Source organism: Corynebacterium sp. MSK297, assembly GCF_030232885.1.
Classification (GTDB): domain Bacteria; phylum Actinomycetota; class Actinomycetes; order Mycobacteriales; family Mycobacteriaceae; genus Corynebacterium.
Window position 1 is genome coordinate 236488 of record NZ_JASPGD010000004.1, and the last position, 21528, is coordinate 258015.

Consider the following 21528-nt stretch of genomic DNA (forward strand, 5'->3'; position numbering starts at 1 on the left):
ACAATACGGTGCGATAACTGGGCTACCATGGCTGCTATGAGTGATGTACGCGTACGATTTTGCCCTTCGCCCACTGGAACTCCGCACGTCGGACTGGTGCGCACGGCCTTGTTCAACTGGGCCTACGCCCGGCACACCGGTGGCAAACTGATTTTCCGCATTGAAGATACCGACGCCAAGCGCGATTCGGAAGAATCCTATCAGGCCATTATCGACGGCCTGGATTGGTTGGGCCTAGCTTGGGATGAAGGCATCAACATCGGCGGCCCGCATGAACCATACCGGCAGTCACAGCGCAAGGACATCTATGCAGAGGTGTTGAACAAGCTGATTGACGCCGGCGAGGTCTACCCGGCTTATTCGACTGCCGACGAGGTAGAAGATCGCCACCGCGCCGCTGGGCGGGACCCGAAGCTGGGATACGACAACTATGACCGCGACTTGACTGAGGATCAGATCGCCCAGTTTGAGGCGGAAGGCCGTAAGCCAGTGTGGCGCTTGCGTATGCCGGATCAGGACTGGGCCTGGACCGACCTGGTGCGCGGCGAGGTGGAATTCAAATCTGCGACGCAGCCGGATTTCGTCGTCGCCCGGTCCAATGGCGAGCCCCTGTATACCTTGGTTAATCCTGTCGACGATGCGCTGATGGGGATTACTCACGTGTTGCGTGGTGAAGACCTGCTTTCTTCTACACCGCGACAGTTGGCGCTGTACGGCGCGCTGCAGCGCATTGGCGTGGCCGAAGCCACGCCGGAATTTGGCCACTTGCCGTTCGTGATGGGTGAGGGGAACAAGAAGCTGTCGAAGCGTGATCCACAGTCGGACCTGTTCAACCACCGCCGCAACGGCATCATCCCCGAAGGCATGTTGAACTACCTGGCTTTGCTGGGATGGTCATTGTCCAGTGATCAGGATATCTTCAGCGTTGATGAGTTGATCGCGGCTTTTGACGTTAAGGATGTGCTGGGGAATCCTGCACGCTTTGACCAGAAGAAGCTCGAAGCAATCAACGCAGATCAGATCCGCCGCTTAGATACTGCGGAATTCACCCGGCGTTTGCGGGTTTTCCTGAGCGAATTTACGGATTTCCCAGCAGATTATCCAGAAGACAAATTCGCTATCGCTGCTGATTTGGTGCAAACCCGCATCAAGGTGCTTTCGGATGCCTACGACCTGCTGCAATTCTTGGTTACCGACGATGCTGATTTGCAGCTGGATGAGAAATCGGCGCGTAAGAACCTGAAAGAAGAAGCCATCCAGCCTTTGGATGAGGCCATTGCTGCGCTTGAGGCCGTGGCAGGTGAGGAGTGGAAAACCGAGAAGCTGGAAACGGTGTTGTCCAAGGCTCTGATCGAGGACCTCGGACTGAAACCACGCAAGGCTTATGGCGCACTGCGTGTGGGAATCTCCGGTGCCGCGGTTTCGCCTCCACTGTTCGAATCCGTGGAGCTATTGGGGCGCGAATCGACGTTGACGCGGCTGCGTGCTGCTCGTGCGCAGACCCCATGGGAGCAGAACACAGGGCGTGGTTAAGCCGCCGAAAAAGTCGCAAAAACTGTAGCTGCGCTGCTGATTTGGTGGAATATTAGAGTGATGGTTATAGTATATAACCGTTGCACAGAGCGACACGGAAGAAAACAATATACGATAAGTATTATCAATATTGATCATTTTCCTCCGTAAGTTTTTGCGGCAATGGCCTATGGTGTAATTGGCAACACAGCGGTTTCTGGTACCGTCGTTCTAGGTTCGAGTCCTGGTAGGCCAGCAGTGAGACTGCTGAATGGTTTCACTAGTTCTAGCCCCGTTCGTCTAGAGGCCTAGGACGCCGGCCTCTCACGCCGGTAACACGGGTTCGAATCCCGTACGGGGTACAAGTAGCGCGCAGGATGATTCATTACGGATCGCCTGCGCGCTTGCTTTATGCCATCTAGACTTGGAGCTTATGGGTAGTAAGAAGCAACTGCAGAAGTATTGGTCGAGGTATCTGGAGCTTAGCGACGAGCTCAGACAGGCTAAGGGCTGGAATAGCCTGAGCCCCCAGGCCAAGCGTTTGGTGCTCGGCTTGGTTGGTTATGTTGTTTTCGAAAAGGTGTTTACGTGGCACCATGTGTACCACACACCGGACAAGCGGCTGCGGGGTAACCGGAAAGCGTGGTTTGTTGTCACTTGGTTAGCGGACGTCGTGGGCCCACTTGCATTCTTTCTGTTCGGGCGGAAGCCTAAAGATAAGAAACGGAATCCTAAAAACTAGAAGTAGTGGATTGATCCTGCAAAAACCGAGCGGAATGAAACGGGGGCTGCTAAATTAACGAAGCATAGATGTGGCTAGAGTGATTCTAGTGGCTGCTAGCGTAGTCACGTACTTAAGAGTCACACAAGAATGCAGAAAATCGTTAAAGGGGTTCTATGAAGTTCCGTAAAGTACTCGCTGCCGTGGCGGCGGCAGTGGTGGGAGCAACCGGTGTCGTAGCAAATACGCCTGCGGCGGAAGCACAGCAGCGTAACGTGGTGCTGTTCGGCGACTCTTTGTTGGCCAACCCACCGCACGGTTTTGTGGACTTCGTTAACCCAGGGTTTACCACGGGCGTCACGCTCGCAGAGCACAGCAGCTGCCCGAAGGGTATTGACCGCATCGGCGTGGAATTGGAGCGTCGACACGGTGCTCATGTGTCTGATTTTTCGTGCTCGGGTGCGGCTACCTATGGAATGTTGAATAATCACAGCCCGTTGGCGATGCAGGTTGATGAGGCGTTGCAGTCCCAGCAACTAAATCCAGAAACCACCAATGTACACATGCAGATTGGCCTGAACGACAACTTCAAGGGCTTTGGAATTTATGCTCACCAAAAGCAGTCGTACCGTGACTACGTCGGTCATCAGATCGATCGTATCCGCCACGCCGCACCGAACGCGCGAATTCAGATTTTGGGGTACCCAGAAATGTTGGGTATGAATGACTTTGTCTGCCCAGTCCACTTCAACCAGGTAGAACTGAGCTTCCCGTTTGCGCCGTTGGGTAATTCTTTACGTGCGGTGACAGACTGGCAGAAGACTGTTGCCGCGGACAAGGATGTCGAATACTTCGACCTCAACCGTGCGACTCATGGCCATGGCCAGTGTGCCCCGAAGGAACAGCGCTGGGTAGCTGGATTCCTGGACAACCAGTCTGATCCGTACAACATGACCTTCCACTACACGCATGAAGGAAACCGCCATATCGCCGATATCATCGCTGGTACCTGGTAAAATGCAAGCGGTTTTTGATGTGCTGCTCGGGCTTTAGTTCGTTTCTGCGTTGTTAAGCCAGTGCGATAACTCGAGTGCAAGGCGCACTTCGGCGCCGTTGATATCACGTGTGCCGAGCGCGTCACGGAACTTGTCGACGCGATATTTGACGGTGTTGCGGTGAATCACCATATCTTTCGCCGCGCCGGAAATACCGTTTTTTAAGAAGCTTCGTGCCGTTTCGCGGATGGCGAAGGAGTATTCATCGCTGGCGGAAAGTTCACCCAGCACTGACCAGATCAGATTGTGGGCTAGGGGGATCCGGTCAATAAAAGCCGCGGCAGTCAGTGCACCCTCGTCGGCGCTGCTTAAGACCGAGCGTTCTTTATTTGTCTGGGCTTCGGCTACTCGCCGTAGACGGTCTGCTTGGGTGTGTGCGTCCTTGAATCCACTGGCGCCAGTGAAACCAGCAGCGATGGTGAGGTGACATTCTGTGGGCACAATAGACAGGAATTCGTCGTTCGTCACCGGTAAGTGCTGCCCGTGTAGCTGTTCGGTGCCTAATGCACACCAACCCCACACTAAAGAAGGACTGGAATGCACGATGAGCGAGGGGCGATTGGCGCGAGTTTTTCCGTTATTTCTTTAGCTGTGCGAAACAGCTCTTCGTGTTCTAATTGCTTAGTTGGGTTGGCCCAGAGATGAAAAGCGGTGTGGCAGGTGTCGAGTGAATAATCCATAATCACAGGTACGTCTTCCGGGGCACGCAAAGCCTTACGGACTTCGTTGAGCAATGCGGGGTCGCCTGGAACACGCAGCCGGGCCGCTTCTTCGGCATAAATAGCGGGAAATGAGTTTGTTCGAATACGCACGAAGTTGTTCGCTAGTACTCGAAGCTGCTCAAGGATCTGAATAATATCGGTCACATCGTATTCATGGAATAACTCATGGGTTAGCCGGAGTAATTTATGCTCTAAGACGTTGTGCGTGCCATGAAATAGCATAATCAAGGTTGACAGCGGCATCCCTCGTGCTGCGAGCGTGTGTGCCATTCGTCTCAAGGGTTGTCCCGGTTGGATAGTTCGGGGGTCGCCATCGGAGGCAACGAAGTCTTTGAAGAGCATGAGATTGGTATAGATGCTCTGCCGCATAGTTTCGGTGAAATCGGAATTGAAGATTTCCTGAAACTCTTTGCTGACTTGTTCGCAAATTGAGTCAGTAAGAGATTGACTATTTTTGTTCAAGTGTTGGGTGACTACTACTCGGATTTGTTTATCCATGGGCTGGACGTTCCTTCCTTATTTGTGAGTGTGTGCTTGACGTTCGTCAGTGTGTACTTGGCGGTGCTTGGCTCGTGTATGCGAAGTAGCGACAAGCACACGCTCCAGATCTGGTTATGGTTACCTAATTAATAAGTGAGCCAATTAACATTCTCGTAGGAAAAATATAGCGTGAATTGTGCAATGTGACCAAAACTGCTTATCACCATTCGGAGTGTCTTGCCCGAAAATGTACTGTGAGCTGAAGCACCGCAGACAGTGGTGGCGAGTTCACAGAAGGAGTAGGCATGGGACACACACGGGCACGACGACTCGTCGCAGCTCTCACCGCAGGCATGATCGGCGCGGCCGGCGCGGGTGTAGCCATGGCACAAGGTGGTTTGAACGCTGGTTTGGCACTGTCCGGAACCATATTCAAAGTCACTATGGGAGAAGCGAACGGAACAGATTTTTCACTGTTCGTTGACTCCGACACCTTGGGTGAAAATGGCGATATTCCAGTTTCTCGCCTGCGCTTCGGTGAAGTAACAGCCTCCGATCTTTGCCTTTCCGCCAAACTGGGTGCGATTCCCGGTGTTGGTGACGTTAGCTTTAAACTAACTTCCGACGGTGAGAACACTGTGGCAGGTAACAATCTGATTGTTGGAGCGAAAGTTCTGCAAGGTGACCTGACACTGCAACGCCCTCGTCTAGGTGCGGATGTCAGCCAACGGAACCCGGATGCTCCTCCAGGGTCGTGGGGATTGATTTCGGACCACATTAACGTCCATGCCCGCAATATCGATGCAACGTCGCTGGCCTCGGACGACCTCACGGTGAATAACGTCTCAGTTACCATCGAAAGGGGCGATGGCAATGTCTGTGCCACCTAACGGAAAATCCGCAGGTGAAAACTCGCTTAGCGGAGCGTCTCCGGAGCTGGTTACCGAACAATTCGCCAAAGCCAGCGCCGCAGAAGCACCACAGTCTATGACCGGGCGTTTTCGTCGATGGCGCCGTGGGCGTCCGTTTATGGGCGGGCTGTTTATGATCCTCGCTGGAGTAATTATTCTGGCGCCGGCATATTTGTCTTTTCAAATACAGGATTTGCTCGTAGTCGTCTCCGCTATGTCGGGAGTATCGACTTTGCTGATTGGGATCATGCTCATTATGTCCGGTATTGGTGTATGGGTACGCCCGGATCTGACAGTTTTTGCTGGCATCCTCGCATTGGTTCTCGCCGTGGTTTCACTCCCGGCCTCAAATTTCGGTGGATTCATCATTGGGGCATTGTTCGGCATCATTGGTGGTTCCCTCGCTATCGCGTGGGATGAAAGAGACCGCGAAAGCGTCAAAAAAGACAGGCGCAAGAAAAAAGCGGACAAAACCAACCAAAAGCGTCGGCAAGCATCCACAAATGCAGAACCACACGCTCAGGACTCTTCCGCCGCGCATAACACTACCTCCGCGGATAATCAGAAGAAGAAACCCACAGACCTGACACTAGATGAGCTACTTGGTAACTCTTCAACCACCAAGTCAGTCCTAGCGGTGGCATTGGCACTGGCTGCCAGTATCGCCGTTGTCAGCGCTCCACAACCGTATGCCGAAGCGCAAGTTGACCCGGTTGCTCCGAGCATTGTGGGAGTGACGCAACCGGTGACAGCTGACGAAGTGACGGTGAGTGGCAACGCCAAGATTGCGATCGTCATCGTGGAAACTCAGCAAGGACCACAAAAAATGATCGAACTTAGCGGCAACGCTGTGTCTGTTGACAATATTGCATTCGATCTCCCTGGACGTGATGGTGCAGTGAGCGCATTGACTTCAGGTCCAGGAACCACAGCGACGTTGAAAGGTAATCCTGCGGTGCTGCGTACGCGCATCTTGAACGCCACCCCGGCTATAGCTGGGGTAGAGACGATTCCTCTCAGGCTCGACGCTGCGGGCAATATTGACGAACTGACAGATCAACTCGTTGCTGCTGGACTCACGGAGCTTGCAGTTCCGGATGCAGTCATGAATCACATCTCGTTGCGTGATGTTTCGCTGGAAGCATTGTCCGTCGACGGCGATGTACTGGATGCGCCAAACCTGAGCGTGCATGCCAGGTAGCCAGATCAAACAAACCATAACACTTCGACTACCCAATCCCGCCAGATTAAGGAGCCAATTATGGCGATGAAGCCCTATCGCAAACCAACGGTATGCGTGGTCGGCGCAGGTGCAGCTGGTGTCGCTGCCGCTGCGGAATGCGCATTGATCGGTTTCGACACAGTAGTTGTCGAGGAAAAAGATACCGTCGGTGGTAAATACGCCGGGCCGCGTCCTGCTGACCGCCCTAAGAAATTCGGTTTCCGGAAAGGTAACCTTAAGCACGCCGGTTATGACGGCTCGGCGGAGTCTGCTTGTGCTCATATCAAAGCGGCCTTGGATTTTTCGCCAGCGCAGCTGCGCCTGGAGACCCACGCTGATACCGCGGCGTTCGATAAAGACTCTGCACAATGGCACATCACCGTTACCGATGTGAATACCGGCGAAGCTGATGACGAGGTTATTAAAGCTGACGTTTTGATTCTTGCTACCGGCACAAGCAGCCTGGACGAAATTCGGGGGCCACACGGCCGTGAAATTGATGTCCCAGGCTTGCATCGACACCTCGATATCGTTCCTATTGGGGCGCCGAACCTGTTACTCATGGATGCCCCAGAGCCCGCGGTGCAGGGGCTGTTTAGCTACCCGCTTGATCTCATTGAAGCTAAAGCTAATCACGCACAGCATTGGGTCCGTCGCCTTGAGGTGAAAGGGCCTGGTCAGCTGGCGGCCAATCGGTCTTATTGGAAGACGGCCGCACCGGAACGGAAAAAGCTGATCTCTCAGTTGCGCGATTTCATGGAAGCTGCACACACGCACACCCCACTCACAGAAAGCTAGATACGTATGACTACCAGCATGAGTTCTCGTGATCACATGACCGACAGTGAATCCAACCAATATCTGGCCTCTGGTGCGCCCGCAGTCGAGCTACCAGAGCTCGGACCCGATTCCATTTTGTGGCAGCGCTTCGGTGATTGGCGCTCTCTGTTTGCAGCGTTGTATGCCGGTGTGCTGCAAACTACACACAAAGATATCAGCCGCTCCTTGGTCGAACACTCCAACTTCTTTGACAATGAAGTCGCCCGTCTGGTCCGTTCGGCTTTCCCCATTATTCGCACCGTCTATGAAGGCGAGGAATATGGTGCGATGATTCGCGATTTCCACCGCAACGTGAAAGGTACTCATGAGGACGGTACTCGCTACCACTCCATGAACCCCGATGCCTATTACTGGGCGCACGCCACGTTCGCAATGATGCCGTATGTTTTGGCTGGTAATTTTTCACCGAAGCTGAGCAAGCAAGAAAAAGAACAGCTTTTTCAAGAATGCCGCAAGTGGTATTCTTACTACGGTGTCGCTGAACCGAAGGATGCTCCAACCAATTACGAAGAGTTCGACGCCTACGTCAACGATTTCATCGACAACAAGCTGCGGAAGACAGAGACCATTGAACGGTCTCGTATTGTCCGGGTTCTCGATATCGATCCACCGCACCCAGCAATTCCTGCGAAGCTATGGGCGCCGCTTTCTCCGATCGTTGCGCGCTTGCTCATTTGGGTTTCTACAGGTCTAGTTCCAGAAAATCTGCGGGAAAAACTGGGGTGGAGCTGGACGAAGAAAGACCAGCGTCGTTTCTTCTTGTTCTCTCGTACCGTACGGGGCATCTTTGCAGTACTGCCACGCAAAATGCGCATGGTGCCGATCGCTGACAACGCGTTCAAACGTGCCGGAGCATAAGCTTTAAAACTAACGATTGTTCGTTGGTTATAGCCACGGTGTTTTCACAAACATCGTGGCTTTCGTATGTTTCCTACCGCTGTGTGCAGGTGGTCGCGTGCCTCTGTGATTCAGTGCGTAGGGAATATGCGCACAGGCAAAGTCCCCGGCTGTATGTCGGACGTGCGGGGCACGTCATCATAATACAACCGGGGTAGCAGGCCCTTGCACCCTTATAAGGGAATGCTTCTAATTAGGGCAGTAGTTTCAGCTTTTTGCCCCACAGCATTGCCTGTGCCATCAAGGTGCCGTACGTCTTGCGTGGTAGCGAAGCTGGCCCGCGCATAGAAATACCGCGTTGTTCCGCGACGTTGCGTGGCTCCGTGTATTTCAGTAATCCCTCGTCGCCATGGCGGCGGGCAACGCCGGAATCTTTCATGCCGCCTAGAGGGCTCGCAACGGTGGCCCAAGTTGCGGTGTAACCGTCGTTAATGCCCACGCCGCCGGCTTGTAGTTGTCCAGCGGCCTTCCAACCAGTTTCGGAAGCAGCAAAGACTGCAGCATTCAAACCATAAGACGTGTCGTTGGCCTTGGCGATGGCCTCGTCCAGGTTCGCAGCTTTTTCGATGAAGACGACGGGACCGAAAACTTCGTCGTGGTATAAGTCTGCGTCGGTGGGAACGTCGACAAGCACAGTAGGTTCGTAGAAATATCGTCCCAGCTCAGGGCGGGCGCGTCCGCCAGCGATGACGCGGGCACCTTTGTCCTTGGCATTTTCTACAAACGTCGAGACGGTTTCAAGCTGGTCAGCGTTCACCAGCGAGCCCATGTCAGCATCCCAATCAAATCCGGAAGCCAGGCGCATTTGTTTGACAGCTTTGCTGAAGCGTGAGACAAATTCGTCGTACACAGCTTCTTCTACGTAGATACGCTCAATGGATACACACAGCTGACCGCTGTTGGAAAAGCATGCCGAGATTGCTTCGCGGAGTGCGCGGTCCAGATTGGCATCGGCGGAGATGAGCAAAGGGTTTTTGCCACCCAGTTCAGCAGAAAAGCCAATGAGCCGTTCACCTGCAGTACGACCTAAGATGCGTCCGGTGGCAGTCGAGCCGGTAAACATCAGGTAGTCACATTTATTCGCGATTGCGCTTCCGACCACACGGCCAGAACCTGTGACGACCTGCATGAGGTCGCGTGGCAAGCCGGATTCATAGAGCAACCGTAGGACGGAAAGCAGAGAGAATGGAGTTTGTGAGTCTGGTTTTGCCACAACACCATTGCCTGCCAACAGTGCAGGAATCGCGTCAGACATACCCAAGGCAAGTGGGTAATTCCATGGGCTGATCTGTCCGACGATGCCTTTCGGAGTCCGTTGCAACTTCGAGCGGGTGAGGCCAGGAATGGCTCCAGGCATGGATTTTTCTTCCAACAGGCGTGGGGCAGCGTTGGCATAAAAGCGAGCGTTACTGACTACGTCGAGGACTTCGTCAAGAGCGGATAAACGGTTTTTCCCGGTTTCCATTTGCACGATGTCGACGAGGAGTTCGCGGTGTGCGATTACTCGGTCGTGAAAATCGCGGAAAATTTGTTGCCGCTGTTTGATTGGAGTGTCTGCCCAACGTTGCTGAGCCTGACGAGCGCGACCGAAAGCGTAGTCCACGACTTCTTCATCGCCAACATAAACGTGTGCGAATGGTTCATCCAAAAATGGTGATTCAATGTCTTGCCGGTCAGATTCGTTGTGGAATCGGCCAGTCACGTTGGCTGTGAGCAGGAGATATCCATTCACAAGATCATCGGGCAGTGGTGCAACCTTGATGCGTGGTGCCATGGTGTAACTTTCTGGGTTCGTTGTGGAAGGAGTATTAAAGGGGTATTAAAAACGAAACGCGGCCCGGGCAGTTTTATCACTACGATCGGGCCGCCACAGCTGAATGTGTCAGCTTACGGTGCCATAAGCGGATTGCTCGTAAGCAGGCACCTTAGTCGAAAGAGCCGATAGGCTTGAGCTGATCGTTTTCGTCAAACATTTCGTGTTTGATCATCTCGTCGCGGCCAGGGTTCATGTAGCGCTTCGACAATGGCAGTTTCGGGTAAACCTTACGGATGAAGCTGGCCAAGCGGTCAAACCGCTTTTGATCCTTCTTTGTCCAAGGAACCTGCAGGATATCGCGTTGCGATTGCTCCAGGGTGCCGATAGTCAACCAGATCATGCTGCGCATGATTGGCTTCCAGATGATCTTCCATACTCGCTCTGAAACCCCATCTGGTGCCTTGATGGGCTCAACGCGGGCGGTGCGCAGGGCGAAATCGACGGTGTCGTTGCGCTCGAGCACGGTTTCGGTCATTTCAGCGATGTAGTCGACCAGTTCCTGGTAGGTGTCGAAGACCGGACGGTTGGATACGCCGTATTTTTCCCACCAAGTGACACCTTCTTGGACGATTTGTTCACGCTCTTCGCGGGTGAACGGGGTACCGAACAAGTCCTGGGTACGGATCACGCGGTAGACGAAAGTTGCGTGAGCCCACCAGTAGGTATCGGGATTCAGGGAGTGGTAGCGCTGGCCATCGCGCAATTTGCCGCGAATGTTGACGTGGTAATCGCGAATCTTTTTCGACAGTTCATCGGATGGGGTGTACATCGATTCGATGATCTGTGGTGTGGAACGCTCCAAGCGGGCGAAAGGCTCTTCGAAGAACTTCGAGTGATCCAGCAGCGCTTGGCCGATCGATGGGTGCATGTTTTGCAGGATGCCGGTGTAACCGCGCATCAGCTGCAGGCGGCTGTCAGCACCGTAGCGCCACAGCAGTGAATCTTCGTCTAACGGTGCACGCTTGAGTTCGCGGTCTTGTTCTGGGCGTGGTTCGCCGTGGGTGCCGGTTGCGCGCTGTTCGTCAGAATCTGGGGGAAACTGCTCTTGGGTGGCGGCTTTGTGGTCAACTGGTGAAGATGTCATGGGTCATCCTTTCTTTCTTTAGCGGTCATGCTAGTGATGCAGATTACTGTGCACAATTTTTGCGGTGTTATTTCACAGATGATTGTGCGTAGGTTACAACTCGGTGCGTCAGGCCCGGCGGTTGGTGACAAAATGGGGACGAATCGAGCACAAATACTTTATGAAGCAGAAAGAATAAGCACGATGTTGTCACTTCCTGGAGCCATCGGTGTGGGTGCAATTGTGCCTGTACAAACCGCTATTAATACCCGTTTACGTGCTGATGTTCGTGATCCTGTCGTCACCGCGTTGTATTCGTTCCTTATCGGTGTCAGCTCGCTTTTACCGGTGGCGTGGTTGCTCACTGGTCAGCCTGTGCCGGATTTTTCTTCGCTTGCCGACGCCCCCCCTGTGGTTATTTCTCGGTGGTCCACTTGGGGTGCTATTTATTGTCGGCAATATCTTGTTGTTCCCACAGATAGGGAGCGTGCATACCGTCATCATGCCCATTGTCGGCCAGATGTTGATGGGCCTGCTTGTCGATCACTTTGGGCTTTTCGGCTATGACGTGCTGCCGGTTTCGCCGTTGCGTCTGCTGGGTGCGCTCATTGTCCTGGGGGCCACCGCGGTGGTGCTGGATATCGGCCGTGGCCGTCTCTGGGAGGGAAACGCTCAGGGGCTAGCCGCCTGGGCTTGGCGTGGTTTTGGTATTGCGATTGGCATGGGCTCAGCCACCCAGACTGCCGTCAACGGGCGTTTGGGGGCAGTTATTGGATCGCCAATTCATGCAGGTCTGCTCTCGCTCGTGGTTGGCGTCGCTGTGCTGTTTATCTTGAGTCTCGTTTTGCCCGGGTGCTCGCGGGTATTCCGCCCCATTCCGGCAGGTCCGTGGTGGAAATGGCTCGGCGGTGTTCTGGGCGCGTTTTTCGTCGTCGGGGGAGCGCTGTTTGCCCCGATTCTGGGTACCGGGTTGATGGTAATTGCGGCGTTATCTGGAACCATTACGGCAGGACAACTTCTGGAAACGCGGGGTTGGATTGGGGCAACACAACGCCCACTGACTGCCCGTCGAGTCAGTGGGCTGGTTGGGATCTTCCTCGGCGTTGTGCTGGTGCGGATGGTCTAGCCGCAGCAGAAAAGACTTGACTTAGACTTTTTCGATGATGGCTGCCAGGCCTTGGCCGCCCCCGATGCACATCGTGACTAGTCCGCGTTGTGCGTCGGTGCGGTGCATATAGTGCGCTGCGGTGACCATCATGCGTGCACCCGTGGCACCAACCGGGTGTCCCAGAGAGATGCCGGAGCCGGAAGGGTTTAAGCGGGGATCGTCGGCGTCGATGCCCCATTCCTGCAAACAAGCCAGCGCTTGTGCAGCAAACGCTTCGTTGAGTTCAATCAGGTCGATATCGTCAAAGCTGAGCTGCAGGCGTTGAAACAGCTTGTCGACGGCTGCTACTGGGCCGATCCCCATAGTTTCTGGAGCTACTCCGGCTACGGCCCAGCCCACGAGTTTGACGGCTGGTTGTAAGCCCAGCTTTTCGGCGTTGTCCGCAGTGGTGACGATCATCGCCGCCGCACCATCGTTTTGTCCGGAGGCGTTGCCTGCTGTCACCGTGGCCTCGTTGTCCAACTTGGATCGAACCGCACGCAGTTTTTGTAATGAGTCCAAGCTGGTTTCTGGTCGGATGTGTTCATCCTTGTCGACGATGATGTCGTCGCCTTTACGCTGTGGAATACGGACTGGCACGATTTCCGCGTCGAAGAATCCTTGCTTTTGCGCATTCGCTGCACGCTGGTGTGAGCTGACAGCTAGCTCGTCTTGTGGTTTCCGCGGAAGGGAATACTCCCGGCGTAGGTTTTCTGCGGTTTCGATCATTCCACCAGGAATCGGGTGGTTTTTTCCACCGGCTTTTTCGCGGCCTTGTGCGAGCCGGTCGTGCAATTCCATTGAGCCGCCTTTAACTCCCCAGCGGATCGACCCATCCACGGCATATTCCGTCTGTGACATGGATTCTGCACCGCCGGCGATGATGAGATCAGCTGCACCAGCAACAATATGTGCAGCGGCGGTAGCGATTGCCTGCAAGCCAGAACCACACCGGCGGTCCAGTTGCATGCCGGGAACGTGTTGGCCGAGCCCAGAATCCAAGGCAACGATGCGACCGAGTGCTGGTGCAGCGCTGCTTGGAGAGGCTTGTCCCAGGATGAGGTCATCTACTTCAGCGGGATCCAGGCCGGAATCGTTCATTACTGCCGTTACCACCGTGCTGGCGAGATCTTGTACGGGAACGGTTTTCAGAGCACCACCGTAGCGGCCTACTGGTGTGCGCTTTGGGTGGCAGATGACGATGGTAGGGATGGTTTGGTTGTCGTGGGCTGTGGAAGCCATGAGAATTTCCTTTTTGCTTGGGGTGAAGTGGAGAGCTGACGGGCTGCGTGATGGGTCTAAAAGTTTTGGGATGCTTCTAGGTCCGACGAGATATCTTCGCAACAGTCCAGGAGAGCTGGCAACAGGTTTTCGTGTAAAGAGTGCTCGTCGTGGTTAGCGATTTGGGTGGAAATGTTGACTGCCCCGATGACGGTGCCGTGGGCGTCGTAGATCGGTGCTGCCATTGACCGTAACCCCACGTCGAGTTCTTGGTTGACGATGCACCAGCCTTCTTCTCGGATGGTTTTGAGCTCTTTTCGCAATAGCGCTGGATCGGTGATGGTGCGCTCGGTAATTGCGGTAAGCGGTGTGTCTCGCAGATAAGCATCGAGCTGGGTGCGGGGTAAATGCGCGAGCAGTACTCGCCCCATGGACGTGGCGTATGCCGGAAACCGCGTTCCGATGGTGATATTGGCACTCATGATGCGGCGCACTGCTGTGCGGGCAATGTAGACGATGTCCGCACCTTCTAAAACACTGAGGGAGCATGACTCATCGATTCTGCGTGACAATGCCTCCAGATGGGGCTGGGCTAGCGCAGGCAGGCCTAGGCTGGAAAGGTAGGCGTAACCGAGCTCCAGAATTTTTGGTGTTAGCCAAAATTCGACGCCATCGGTACTTGCGTAGCCGCACGAGATCAGCGTGTGTAGCGAGCGCCGAACCGTGGCACGTGCAAGCCCGGTGTGCGTGGCTACCTGCGACAACGTTTGTCGTGGCCGTTCTCCGCTGAAGGACTTGATCACAGCAAGCCCGCGCGTGAGTGATTGCACGATTTGAGTATCCGACACTGCTGAGTCCTTTCCGTCTTGGTGTTTTAGCAATTTTTGGCAACTGTGCTCGTAAGTGTAATGCTCGAACAGCGATGTTCACAGTGCGAACAGTTGTGCACAAAGTGAACTCTAGTTAGACTATCGAAGTATGTTAGATAAGTCATATAAATCTGCTGCCGACGCAGTGGCCGATATCCCCGACAGCGCATCGATTGCCGTCGGTGGTTTCGGGCTAGTGGGTATTCCCGCAGTCCTTATCGAGTCACTACGTGAGCAAGGCGCTACAGACCTGACCATCATTTCCAACAATCTCGGCACTGACGGCTTCGGGCTCGGCTTGTTGCTTTCCAACGGCCGTATCTCCCGCTCCATTGGTTCGTATCTAGGAACCAATAAGGAATACGCACGGCAATACCTCGCAGGCGAGCTCACCGTAGAGTTCACCCCACAAGGAACATTGGCCGAAAGGCTGCGCGCCGGGGGAGCCGGAATTCCTGCGTTTTATACCAAAGCTGGTGTCGGAACTCAGCTTGCATCGGGTGGGATCCCTGCTCGTTACAACTCGGATGGCACTGTGGCGGAATATTCGCCGGAAAAAGAAGTCCGGGAGTTTGATGGCGAAGAATATGTGCTTGAAAAAGGTATTCGTGCCGATTACGCGTTAGTACACGCAGCAGTGGCGGATCGGTTTGGCAATGTTGTGTTCCGAAAAACTGCACAAAACTTCAATCCCGATGCCGCGATGTCCGGGAAAGTCACCATTGTGCAAGCAGAAAAGGTGGTTGACGCTATTGCACCTGCTGAGGTCACTCTGCCAGGCATCTATGTTGACCGGGTCGTGGGGGTTGGCCCACAAGAAACTGGGATTGAATTTAGGACGGTGAGCAAATAATGGCGTGGACCAAACACGAAATGGCTGCACGCGCGGCACAGGAGCTGCGTGATGGCGATTACGTCAATCTCGGTATTGGTATGCCGACGTTGATCCCTGGATATCTCCCGGAGGGTCGTCAAGTGGTCCTGCATTCTGAAAACGGAATTCTTGGCGTTGGGCCGTATCCGGCTGAGGACGACGTTGATCCGGAATTGATTAACGCCGGGAAAGAAACCATCACGGTAGCTGAAGGTGGTTCATTCTTTTCCTCCTCGCAATCTTTTGGGATGATTCGTTCTCGTTCCGTTGATGTGGCGGTATTGGGCGCGATGGAGATTTCCCAATATGGTGATCTGGCGAACTGGATGATTCCGGGCAAGATGGTGAAAGGAATGGGGGGTGCAATGGATTTGGTCCACGGCGCCAAAGAAATCATTGTTTTGACCTCACACCAGACCAAAGACGGTAGCTCAAAAATCCGCTCAGAATGCAGCTTGCCGCTGACTGGTGCCAAATGCGTCGATTTGATTGTCACGGATCTTGCGGTCTTCCGAGTCGATTCGGAGAAGGGTCTAACTCTCGTGGAAATCGCTGACGGAGAAACTTTAGATACAGTTCGTGCAGCGACAGAAGCTCCTTTTGAGGTTGCCCAATAACGTCAAACAAATTTTCAGCTTTGTTGGGTGGCGCGGGTCGTACCATAGTTTCTCCTGCTCAAATAACGCAGCGGGCCCCACATTTTTCGTTAGTTTATCTTTGAATGTCATCGCGTATGGCAGCAATAACGCCCGTGCAGTAAAAACCGCACGGGCGTTGTTTGTACGTTTACTTGTACTACACGTGGTGCAGGTTGACACCCTTGGTTTCTGGCAACAGTTTCATGCTGATCAGCGTCAGCAGCGCCATCGCAATGACATAGACACTAGATGCCCAGGCCATGTCGTGTGCCACGAACAATTGGAAGATGTATGGGGCACTACCGCCGAATACTGCCACTGACAGGGAATATGCCAGGCCAATGCCTTTGGTGCGGTGTTCGGTGGGGAAGACCTCGGCCATAATTGGAGCGAGCAAAGCGCCACCGGCGGCAACGATGATCAACGAAGCTCCGGATGCGACCAACAATGTCCACGGTTGGTTATTGATGAGATTCATCATTGGTAGCTGCGTGACTGCTAGAGCTGCTCCAAAGATGTAGATGACTGGCTTGCGTCCAATCTTGTCAGACAGCTTGCCCCATAGGGGCAAGGCGATGAGTCCCAAAGATTGAGCGATGACTGTGACCCAGTAAGCGCTTTGTGGTGCCATGCCTTCGTGCGAAATTGCGTAGGTCGAGATATATGAGGACCAGGTGTAGTGCGATGCTGTGACGCCCGAGACCATACCGATGACCAACAAGATCGATACCCATACTGGTCGTTTAATGCGTGGTTTAGTGATAATTTCACCGTCCGCATCGTGGGGCCGCGAGGCGGAGGTGGTCGCGTTGGCTGTCGGAAGTTTCGCAGTAGGGTTGTCGACTGCTTGGAAAGCCTCTGATTCTTGCATGCTGCGACGCATAATTAATGCAACAAGCGCAGCTACTGCGCCAAGCAAGAAAGGAATGCGCCAACCCCAGCTGGAGACCTGCTCGTCGGTCAGTATGGTGGTGATGAGACCACCAATTGTGTAGGCAATGACTGAACCACCGAAGATTGCTGCGTAGACTAGCGAACCCCACATGCCACGCTTATCCGGCGGTGCGATTTCGGGGATATATGAGTTCGCAGTTGCGGACTCACCACCATGGGCGAAGCCTTGGATCACGCGGATGAACAACAGACCTAATGATGCCCAGACCCCGATGGATTCGTAAGTAGGCATGACTCCGATCACGATTGAGGCGGTTGCCATAAGCAAAATTGTCGTCATCAGAACATTCTTGCGGCCTTTTTTATCGGCAATGATTCCGAAGACAATTCCGCCAAGTGGCCGAGCCAAAAAGCCGATCGCAAAAACACCGAATGTTGCAAGCAATGCAGAGGCAGGGTCTGTTTGGTCGAACATGGCGGCTGCGATGAACGGTGCGAATACGGCATACGAGCTCCATTCAAACCATTCGAGCAATTGTCCTACGACACTGGCTGCGAGTGACTTTCTATCCGCTGGCTGATGCTGTTCAGTGCCGTAATCTCCGGCAACTTTGGATGTCATTACCCCTCCTTGGTTCGCGGTGGTGCTCGTGATAGTCGCTGGATATTGTGATCCAAATCGCTCATAAAGCTAGCATGCGTCGAACCGGCCTGAGGCTGATAAAACTGGGGGACACCTCGTTATTTTGGTTCGTTATTTCGATTTTTATCCTATCTAAAACCGTCATATCCAGGATGTTTATTGCTGGTTGTGTTGTATTGCGCGATTCAGGTCGGGAAAAGCTTGTGGTGTTCACATAGAGAACGTTCGTTCACTAGGCGCCCCGAATGGGGGTGAGGGGTAGGTTTTGGCCGTCTGATAATCAGGAGGTCGGGTGGTTGATTTGTGAAGTGAAATTGCTGCTTAAACTGTGTGGCTGTGCAAAGTACACAAAACTCGTGAGATCTTTTTGCAGATTTTTACTGCGGTATTTTTTCGTGTGCTGGGTAGCATGAAGACATCAAATAAGTGAATCCCATCACTAAATTGAGTTTCGTCGTTGGCTTCTCGCTCAATCAATCCGCGAGCCGAGAATTATCCTGTAGGAGGACACATGAATGGTTTGAGTCCGGAAGAACTCAGCACAGAGACCATTGCAGAAATCCTGGCTGCTGGTGGACGTGAAGAGGGGTGCCGTGGCGAAATCAAAATCGTTGATACCACGCTGCGTGACGCCCACCAGTCCATTTGGGCAACCCGTATGACCACCGAGCATATTATGTCCATGATCGAAGATCTCGACCAAGCAGGTTTCGAGCACATCGATTTGGTTGCACCAATTCAATTCGATGTTTCTGTGCGGTACCTACAGCAAGATCCGTGGGAGCGTGTGCGTAAAGTCCACCAGGCCGCTCCGAATTCCAAGTTCCGAGCGTTAATTCGCTCCAAGAACTTGGCATCATTCGACTTTCTTCCCGACGACGTAATTCGTGGCTGGGTTGAACGTCTCTATGCCAATGGCTTCCGTGTCATTGGAGCTTTTGATGGCTTGAACGACGTCGATAACATTGTCGACGGTTTGGTATTGGCAAAAGAGCTGGGAGCTGAGACTTTCGGTTGCTTGTCATACTGCTTATCCCCAGTGCACACCGACGAACTCTACGTCGAAAAGGCTAAAGAGCTTGTCGAACGCGCAGACGTCGACCGCATCATGCTCAAAGACGCCGGCGGTTTGCTCACCCCAGATCGCATCAAGACCATCATTCCGGCGATTCGTGAGGCCATCGGCGATCGTATTTTGGAAGTCCACACGCACAGCTTGACCGGTTTGTCCCCATTGGTCTACCTGTTTGCGGCAGAACTCGGTGTTGACGCTATTCATACATCCACCGAGCCGCTGTCAGACGGTCCTGGACAACCGTCGACACAGCGCCTGGTACGCGACCTTCGCGCGCTAGGGTATACGGTCAACATTGACGACGAACGTCTTGAGCGTGTGAGTGAGCGCCTACAGGAAATCGCTGACAATGAAGATAAACCATTGGGCGAGCCACGTGCGTATGGCGGTCTGCATTACATGCATCAGCTTCCTGGAGGCATGCTGACGAACTTCCAGTCGCAGCTAGAAACTGCGGGTCTGGGCGATCGCTTCGAAGAATTGCTGTATGAGGTTGCTCGGGTACGTGAAGAACTCGCGTATCCAATCATGATTACGCCGTTTGCACAGTTTGTTGGTACACAAGCCGTGATGAACGTGATGTCGGGTGACCGTTACAGCGTGGTTCCGAATGAGGTGAAGAAATACGCCTTGGAATACTACGGCGAACTTTTGGCTCCTATCGAGCCGAATGCGCGCGAAAAGATTTTGGCCAACGGGTCTTCGGAAATTTCCGAAGAACGTCCTGAACTCGAACCAATGCTGCCGGGATTACAAGAGCGCCACCCAGATGAAGACCTGGATACGATCTTGCTGCGCGCCATGTTTGCCGGTGGCCAAGTCGATGCGATGCACAAAGCTGTCGCTGAAGGCACTAGTGGTGATGCAGAAGCAGCCGGTGCACTGACAGCGTTAATCAAGGCTGTTTACGATTCTGCGGATTCTGGTCAATTCCACATTTCTGCCCCAGATCTCGACATCAACCTGACAAAGAAAGCGAAGTAATTCACGCTATGACTGACAACACCAGCCTCAAAGAACTCAAGTCCCTGTTGAAGTGGGTCAACCTCAACGAAGACATTGAAGAACTCTCTGTAAGCTACGGTGATATCCAGATTGCGATGTCACGGACCCCAGGCGGGCTGAATGCAGCCCCCGCCGCCCCGGCGCAAGCTCCATCGCAGCCTTCGAATAACGCTCCTACCTCAGCTCCTGCTGCCCAGCAGGCGCCTGCGGAAAAGCCAGCGGAAGCCGACTCAGCTAGCCAGAAACCAACTGAGGAATCAACCCCTGCAGCTAGCGGTAACGCCGGACAGGCGAGTGGAGAAACCGTCACCTCGCCGATGGTGGGTACTTTCTATGCTGCTCCAAAGCCTGGCGCACCGGCGTTTGTTGAGGTCGGGGATGAAGTCGAAGAAGGACAGGTTCTGTGCATCGTCGAAGTGATGAAGCTGATGAACAACATTGAATCCAAGGTCGCTGGAACCGTCAAAGAAATTCTTGTTGACAACGAAGATCCAGTCGAACACGGTCAGCCATTGATGGTTATCGAGCCGAAGTAAGCTGCGAGGTTTGTTCCCTATGAGCACATTATTAAACAGCGTGCTGATCGCTAACCGCGGTGAAATCGCCCTGCGCATCATTCGCGCGTGCCGTGAGCTCGGCATCAAATCGATCCTTGCATATTCCGAAGGTGACAAAGATTCGTTGCCGGTGAAGCTGGCAGATCAAGCCGTATGCATTGGCCCTGCTAACGCTGCAAAAAGCTACAACAATCCGGAATTGATTATGTCTGCAGCAATGGCCTTTGGTGCAGATGCGATTCACCCGGGTTACGGATTCCTTTCGGAAAAAGCAGACTTTGTCGACATGGTCGAGGAAGAAGAAATTGGTTTCGTCGGCCCGAAGGCAGACCACATTCGCTTGATGGGCGATAAGATTGCCGCGAAGAAAGTGGCACGCAAGGCCGGCGTACCGACTGTGCCAGGTTCCGATGGCTTGGTGAGTGATGTTGATGAGGCTTTCAAAATTGCCAAAGAAGCAGGATTCCCGTTGTTGATTAAGGCAGCTGCCGGTGGTGGAGGCCGTGGTATGCGTGTGGTGGAATCGGAAGACACGCTAGCCAAAGACTTGGACGAAATTATGTCCGAGGCAGAAACTGCGTTTAACGATCCATCTGTCTACATCGAGCGCTATCTGACGGACATCCGCCACATCGAAATTCAGATGCTGGCTGATGGCGAAAACGCTGTTGCATTGGGCGAGCGCGATTGCACTTCGCAGCGACGTAATCAAAAGCTGATTGAAGAGGCGCCTTCGCCGGCTATCGACGAGGAATTGCGTGCCGGGCTAGAACAGGCGGCTATTAACCTCTGTAAAGAAGTTGGATACAAAAATGCCGGTACCGTGGAGTTTGTTTTCGATAACACGGAGAACAAGTACTATTTCATCGAGATGAATACCCGTATCCAGGTGGAGCACCCTGTCACCGAGATGGTCACCGGCGTCGACCTGATTAAAGAGCAGCTGCGTATTGCTTCTGGCTTGCCGCTGTCGATCACCCAAGACGATGTGCACATCAAAGGCCATGCCATTGAGTGCCGCATCAACGCGGAGGATCCTAACGAGAACTTCGCACCGCGTCCAGGAAAAATCACCGAATTCCGTGCCCCAGGCGGTTTTGGTGTGCGTATGGATACCCACATTGAAACTGGCTATACGATTCCGCCGTTTTATGATTCGATGGTCGGAAAGCTTATTGTCTGGGCGGAAGACCGCGATGAAGCGATTTCTCGGATGTTGCGCTCGATTGATGAGTTAGTGACGGAAGGTGTGGTTACCACTGCACCATTCCAAGCAATGCTGTTGGACAGCGAGAAATTCCGTTCGGGAGATTTCAATACAGGCTATGTAGCGAAACTTCTCGAAGGTTAATCGTCGGTATGAGAG

The 21528-nt window shown here is 53.6% G+C and carries 21 protein-coding genes and 2 tRNA genes; 16 read left to right on the plus strand and 7 right to left on the minus strand.

Features of this window, described 5'->3' with window-relative positions:
- Positions 1 to 27 precede the first annotated feature (27 nt).
- From gltX to QP888_RS06215, 5 genes are all read left to right on the plus strand, one after another.
- Positions 28 to 1533 carry a glutamate--tRNA ligase gene (gene gltX / locus QP888_RS06195; protein WP_284812620.1) on the plus strand — a complete coding sequence of 502 codons (1506 nt, stop codon included), beginning with the start codon at positions 28 to 30 and terminating at the stop codon, positions 1531 to 1533.
- Positions 1534 to 1696: 163 nt separating this feature from the next.
- Positions 1697 to 1768: transfer RNA gene (locus tag QP888_RS06200), tRNA-Gln, on the plus strand.
- 33 nt (positions 1769 to 1801) lie between these two features.
- Positions 1802 to 1874: transfer RNA gene (locus QP888_RS06205), tRNA-Glu, on the plus strand.
- Between the two features lie 71 nt (positions 1875 to 1945).
- On the plus strand, positions 1946 to 2254 hold the full coding sequence (locus QP888_RS06210) for a hypothetical protein (RefSeq protein ID WP_284812621.1): 309 nt from the start codon (positions 1946 to 1948) through the stop codon (positions 2252 to 2254).
- A gap of 155 nt (positions 2255 to 2409) precedes the next feature.
- A complete protein-coding gene (locus QP888_RS06215; RefSeq protein ID WP_284812622.1) occupies positions 2410 to 3249 on the plus strand; it encodes a GDSL-type esterase/lipase family protein in 840 nt (279 codons plus the stop codon).
- A 33-nt stretch (positions 3250 to 3282) separates the two neighbouring features.
- On the opposite strand, the gene QP888_RS06220 is transcribed toward QP888_RS06215, so the two are convergent.
- On the minus strand, positions 3283 to 3756 hold the full coding sequence (locus QP888_RS06220; RefSeq protein WP_284812623.1) for a helix-turn-helix domain-containing protein: 474 nt from the start codon (positions 3754 to 3756) through the stop codon (positions 3283 to 3285).
- Between the two features lie 53 nt (positions 3757 to 3809).
- Entirely contained in the window at positions 3810 to 4508 is a 699-nt protein-coding gene (locus tag QP888_RS06225; RefSeq protein ID WP_284812624.1) for an RsbRD N-terminal domain-containing protein, read from the minus strand.
- Between the two features lie 287 nt (positions 4509 to 4795).
- On the opposite strand from QP888_RS06225, the gene QP888_RS06230 reads away from it, so the two are divergent.
- The 4 genes from QP888_RS06230 to QP888_RS06245 are packed head-to-tail and all read left to right on the plus strand — an operon-like array spanning position 4796 to position 8321.
- Positions 4796 to 5380 carry a DUF6230 family protein gene (locus QP888_RS06230; RefSeq protein ID WP_284812625.1) on the plus strand — a complete coding sequence of 195 codons (585 nt, stop codon included), beginning with the start codon at positions 4796 to 4798 and terminating at the stop codon, positions 5378 to 5380.
- Positions 5364 to 6602 (plus strand): DUF6114 domain-containing protein, encoded by a 1239-nt coding sequence (locus tag QP888_RS06235; RefSeq protein WP_284812626.1) that lies wholly within the window; start codon positions 5364 to 5366, stop codon positions 6600 to 6602. The genes QP888_RS06230 and QP888_RS06235 overlap by 17 nt, the downstream gene beginning before the upstream one ends.
- Before the next feature lie 60 nt (positions 6603 to 6662).
- Positions 6663 to 7421 carry an FAD-dependent oxidoreductase gene (locus tag QP888_RS06240; RefSeq protein ID WP_284812627.1) on the plus strand — a complete coding sequence of 253 codons (759 nt, stop codon included), beginning with the start codon at positions 6663 to 6665 and terminating at the stop codon, positions 7419 to 7421.
- An 18-nt stretch (positions 7422 to 7439) separates the two neighbouring features.
- Positions 7440 to 8321: an oxygenase MpaB family protein gene (locus tag QP888_RS06245; RefSeq protein WP_284812628.1), complete on the plus strand. Its 882-nt coding sequence runs from the start codon at positions 7440 to 7442 to the stop codon at positions 8319 to 8321.
- 232 nt (positions 8322 to 8553) lie between these two features.
- Here QP888_RS06245 and QP888_RS06250 read toward each other — a convergent pair whose 3' ends face one another.
- Entirely contained in the window at positions 8554 to 10134 is a 1581-nt protein-coding gene (locus QP888_RS06250; protein WP_284812629.1) for a succinic semialdehyde dehydrogenase, read from the minus strand.
- A 151-nt stretch (positions 10135 to 10285) separates the two neighbouring features.
- Entirely contained in the window at positions 10286 to 11260 is a 975-nt protein-coding gene (locus QP888_RS06255; RefSeq protein ID WP_284812630.1) for an oxygenase MpaB family protein, read from the minus strand.
- Positions 11261 to 11443: 183 nt separating this feature from the next.
- On the opposite strand from QP888_RS06255, the gene QP888_RS06260 reads away from it, so the two are divergent.
- Both QP888_RS06260 and QP888_RS06265 read left to right on the plus strand, forming a co-directional pair.
- On the plus strand, positions 11444 to 11806 hold the full coding sequence (locus QP888_RS06260) for a DMT family transporter (RefSeq protein WP_284812678.1): 363 nt from the start codon (positions 11444 to 11446) through the stop codon (positions 11804 to 11806).
- Positions 11688 to 12365 (plus strand): DMT family transporter, encoded by a 678-nt coding sequence (locus QP888_RS06265; RefSeq protein ID WP_284812679.1) that lies wholly within the window; start codon positions 11688 to 11690, stop codon positions 12363 to 12365. Before QP888_RS06260 ends, QP888_RS06265 begins: the two co-directional genes overlap by 119 nt.
- A gap of 21 nt (positions 12366 to 12386) precedes the next feature.
- Here QP888_RS06265 and QP888_RS06270 read toward each other — a convergent pair whose 3' ends face one another.
- Both QP888_RS06270 and QP888_RS06275 read right to left on the minus strand, forming a co-directional pair.
- Positions 12387 to 13628 carry an acetyl-CoA C-acetyltransferase gene (locus QP888_RS06270; RefSeq protein ID WP_284812631.1) on the minus strand — a complete coding sequence of 414 codons (1242 nt, stop codon included), beginning with the start codon at positions 13626 to 13628 and terminating at the stop codon, positions 12387 to 12389.
- Between the two features lie 56 nt (positions 13629 to 13684).
- Complete coding sequence (locus tag QP888_RS06275; protein ID WP_284812632.1) at positions 13685 to 14455, minus strand: IclR family transcriptional regulator domain-containing protein; 771 nt, start codon at positions 14453 to 14455, stop codon at positions 13685 to 13687.
- A 130-nt stretch (positions 14456 to 14585) separates the two neighbouring features.
- On the opposite strand from QP888_RS06275, the gene QP888_RS06280 reads away from it, so the two are divergent.
- Entirely contained in the window at positions 14586 to 15329 is a 744-nt protein-coding gene (locus QP888_RS06280; RefSeq protein WP_284812633.1) for a CoA transferase subunit A, read from the plus strand.
- The gene (locus tag QP888_RS06285; protein ID WP_284812634.1) at positions 15329 to 15967 is read left to right on the plus strand and encodes a 3-oxoacid CoA-transferase subunit B; all 639 of its coding nucleotides are present in this window, start codon (positions 15329 to 15331) and stop codon (positions 15965 to 15967) included. Before QP888_RS06280 ends, QP888_RS06285 begins: the two co-directional genes overlap by 1 nt.
- Positions 15968 to 16145: 178 nt before the next feature.
- Here the strand turns inward: QP888_RS06285 and QP888_RS06290 are convergent, their stop codons facing one another.
- Positions 16146 to 17504, minus strand: a complete 1359-nt coding sequence (locus QP888_RS06290; protein WP_284812635.1) for an MFS transporter — start codon at positions 17502 to 17504, stop codon at positions 16146 to 16148.
- 532 nt (positions 17505 to 18036) lie between these two features.
- Here QP888_RS06290 and QP888_RS06295 point away from each other — a divergent pair.
- The 3 genes from QP888_RS06295 to accC are packed head-to-tail and all read left to right on the plus strand — an operon-like array spanning position 18037 to position 21513.
- Positions 18037 to 19584, plus strand: coding sequence for a hydroxymethylglutaryl-CoA lyase-like TIM-barrel protein (locus QP888_RS06295; RefSeq protein WP_284812636.1), 1548 nt, complete (start codon positions 18037 to 18039; stop codon positions 19582 to 19584).
- An 8-nt stretch (positions 19585 to 19592) separates the two neighbouring features.
- Entirely contained in the window at positions 19593 to 20141 is a 549-nt protein-coding gene (gene accB / locus QP888_RS06300) for an acetyl-CoA carboxylase biotin carboxyl carrier protein (protein ID WP_284812637.1), read from the plus strand.
- Positions 20142 to 20160: 19 nt separating this feature from the next.
- Entirely contained in the window at positions 20161 to 21513 is a 1353-nt protein-coding gene (gene accC, locus QP888_RS06305) for an acetyl-CoA carboxylase biotin carboxylase subunit (RefSeq protein ID WP_284812638.1), read from the plus strand.
- Positions 21514 to 21528: the final 15 nt, after the last annotated feature.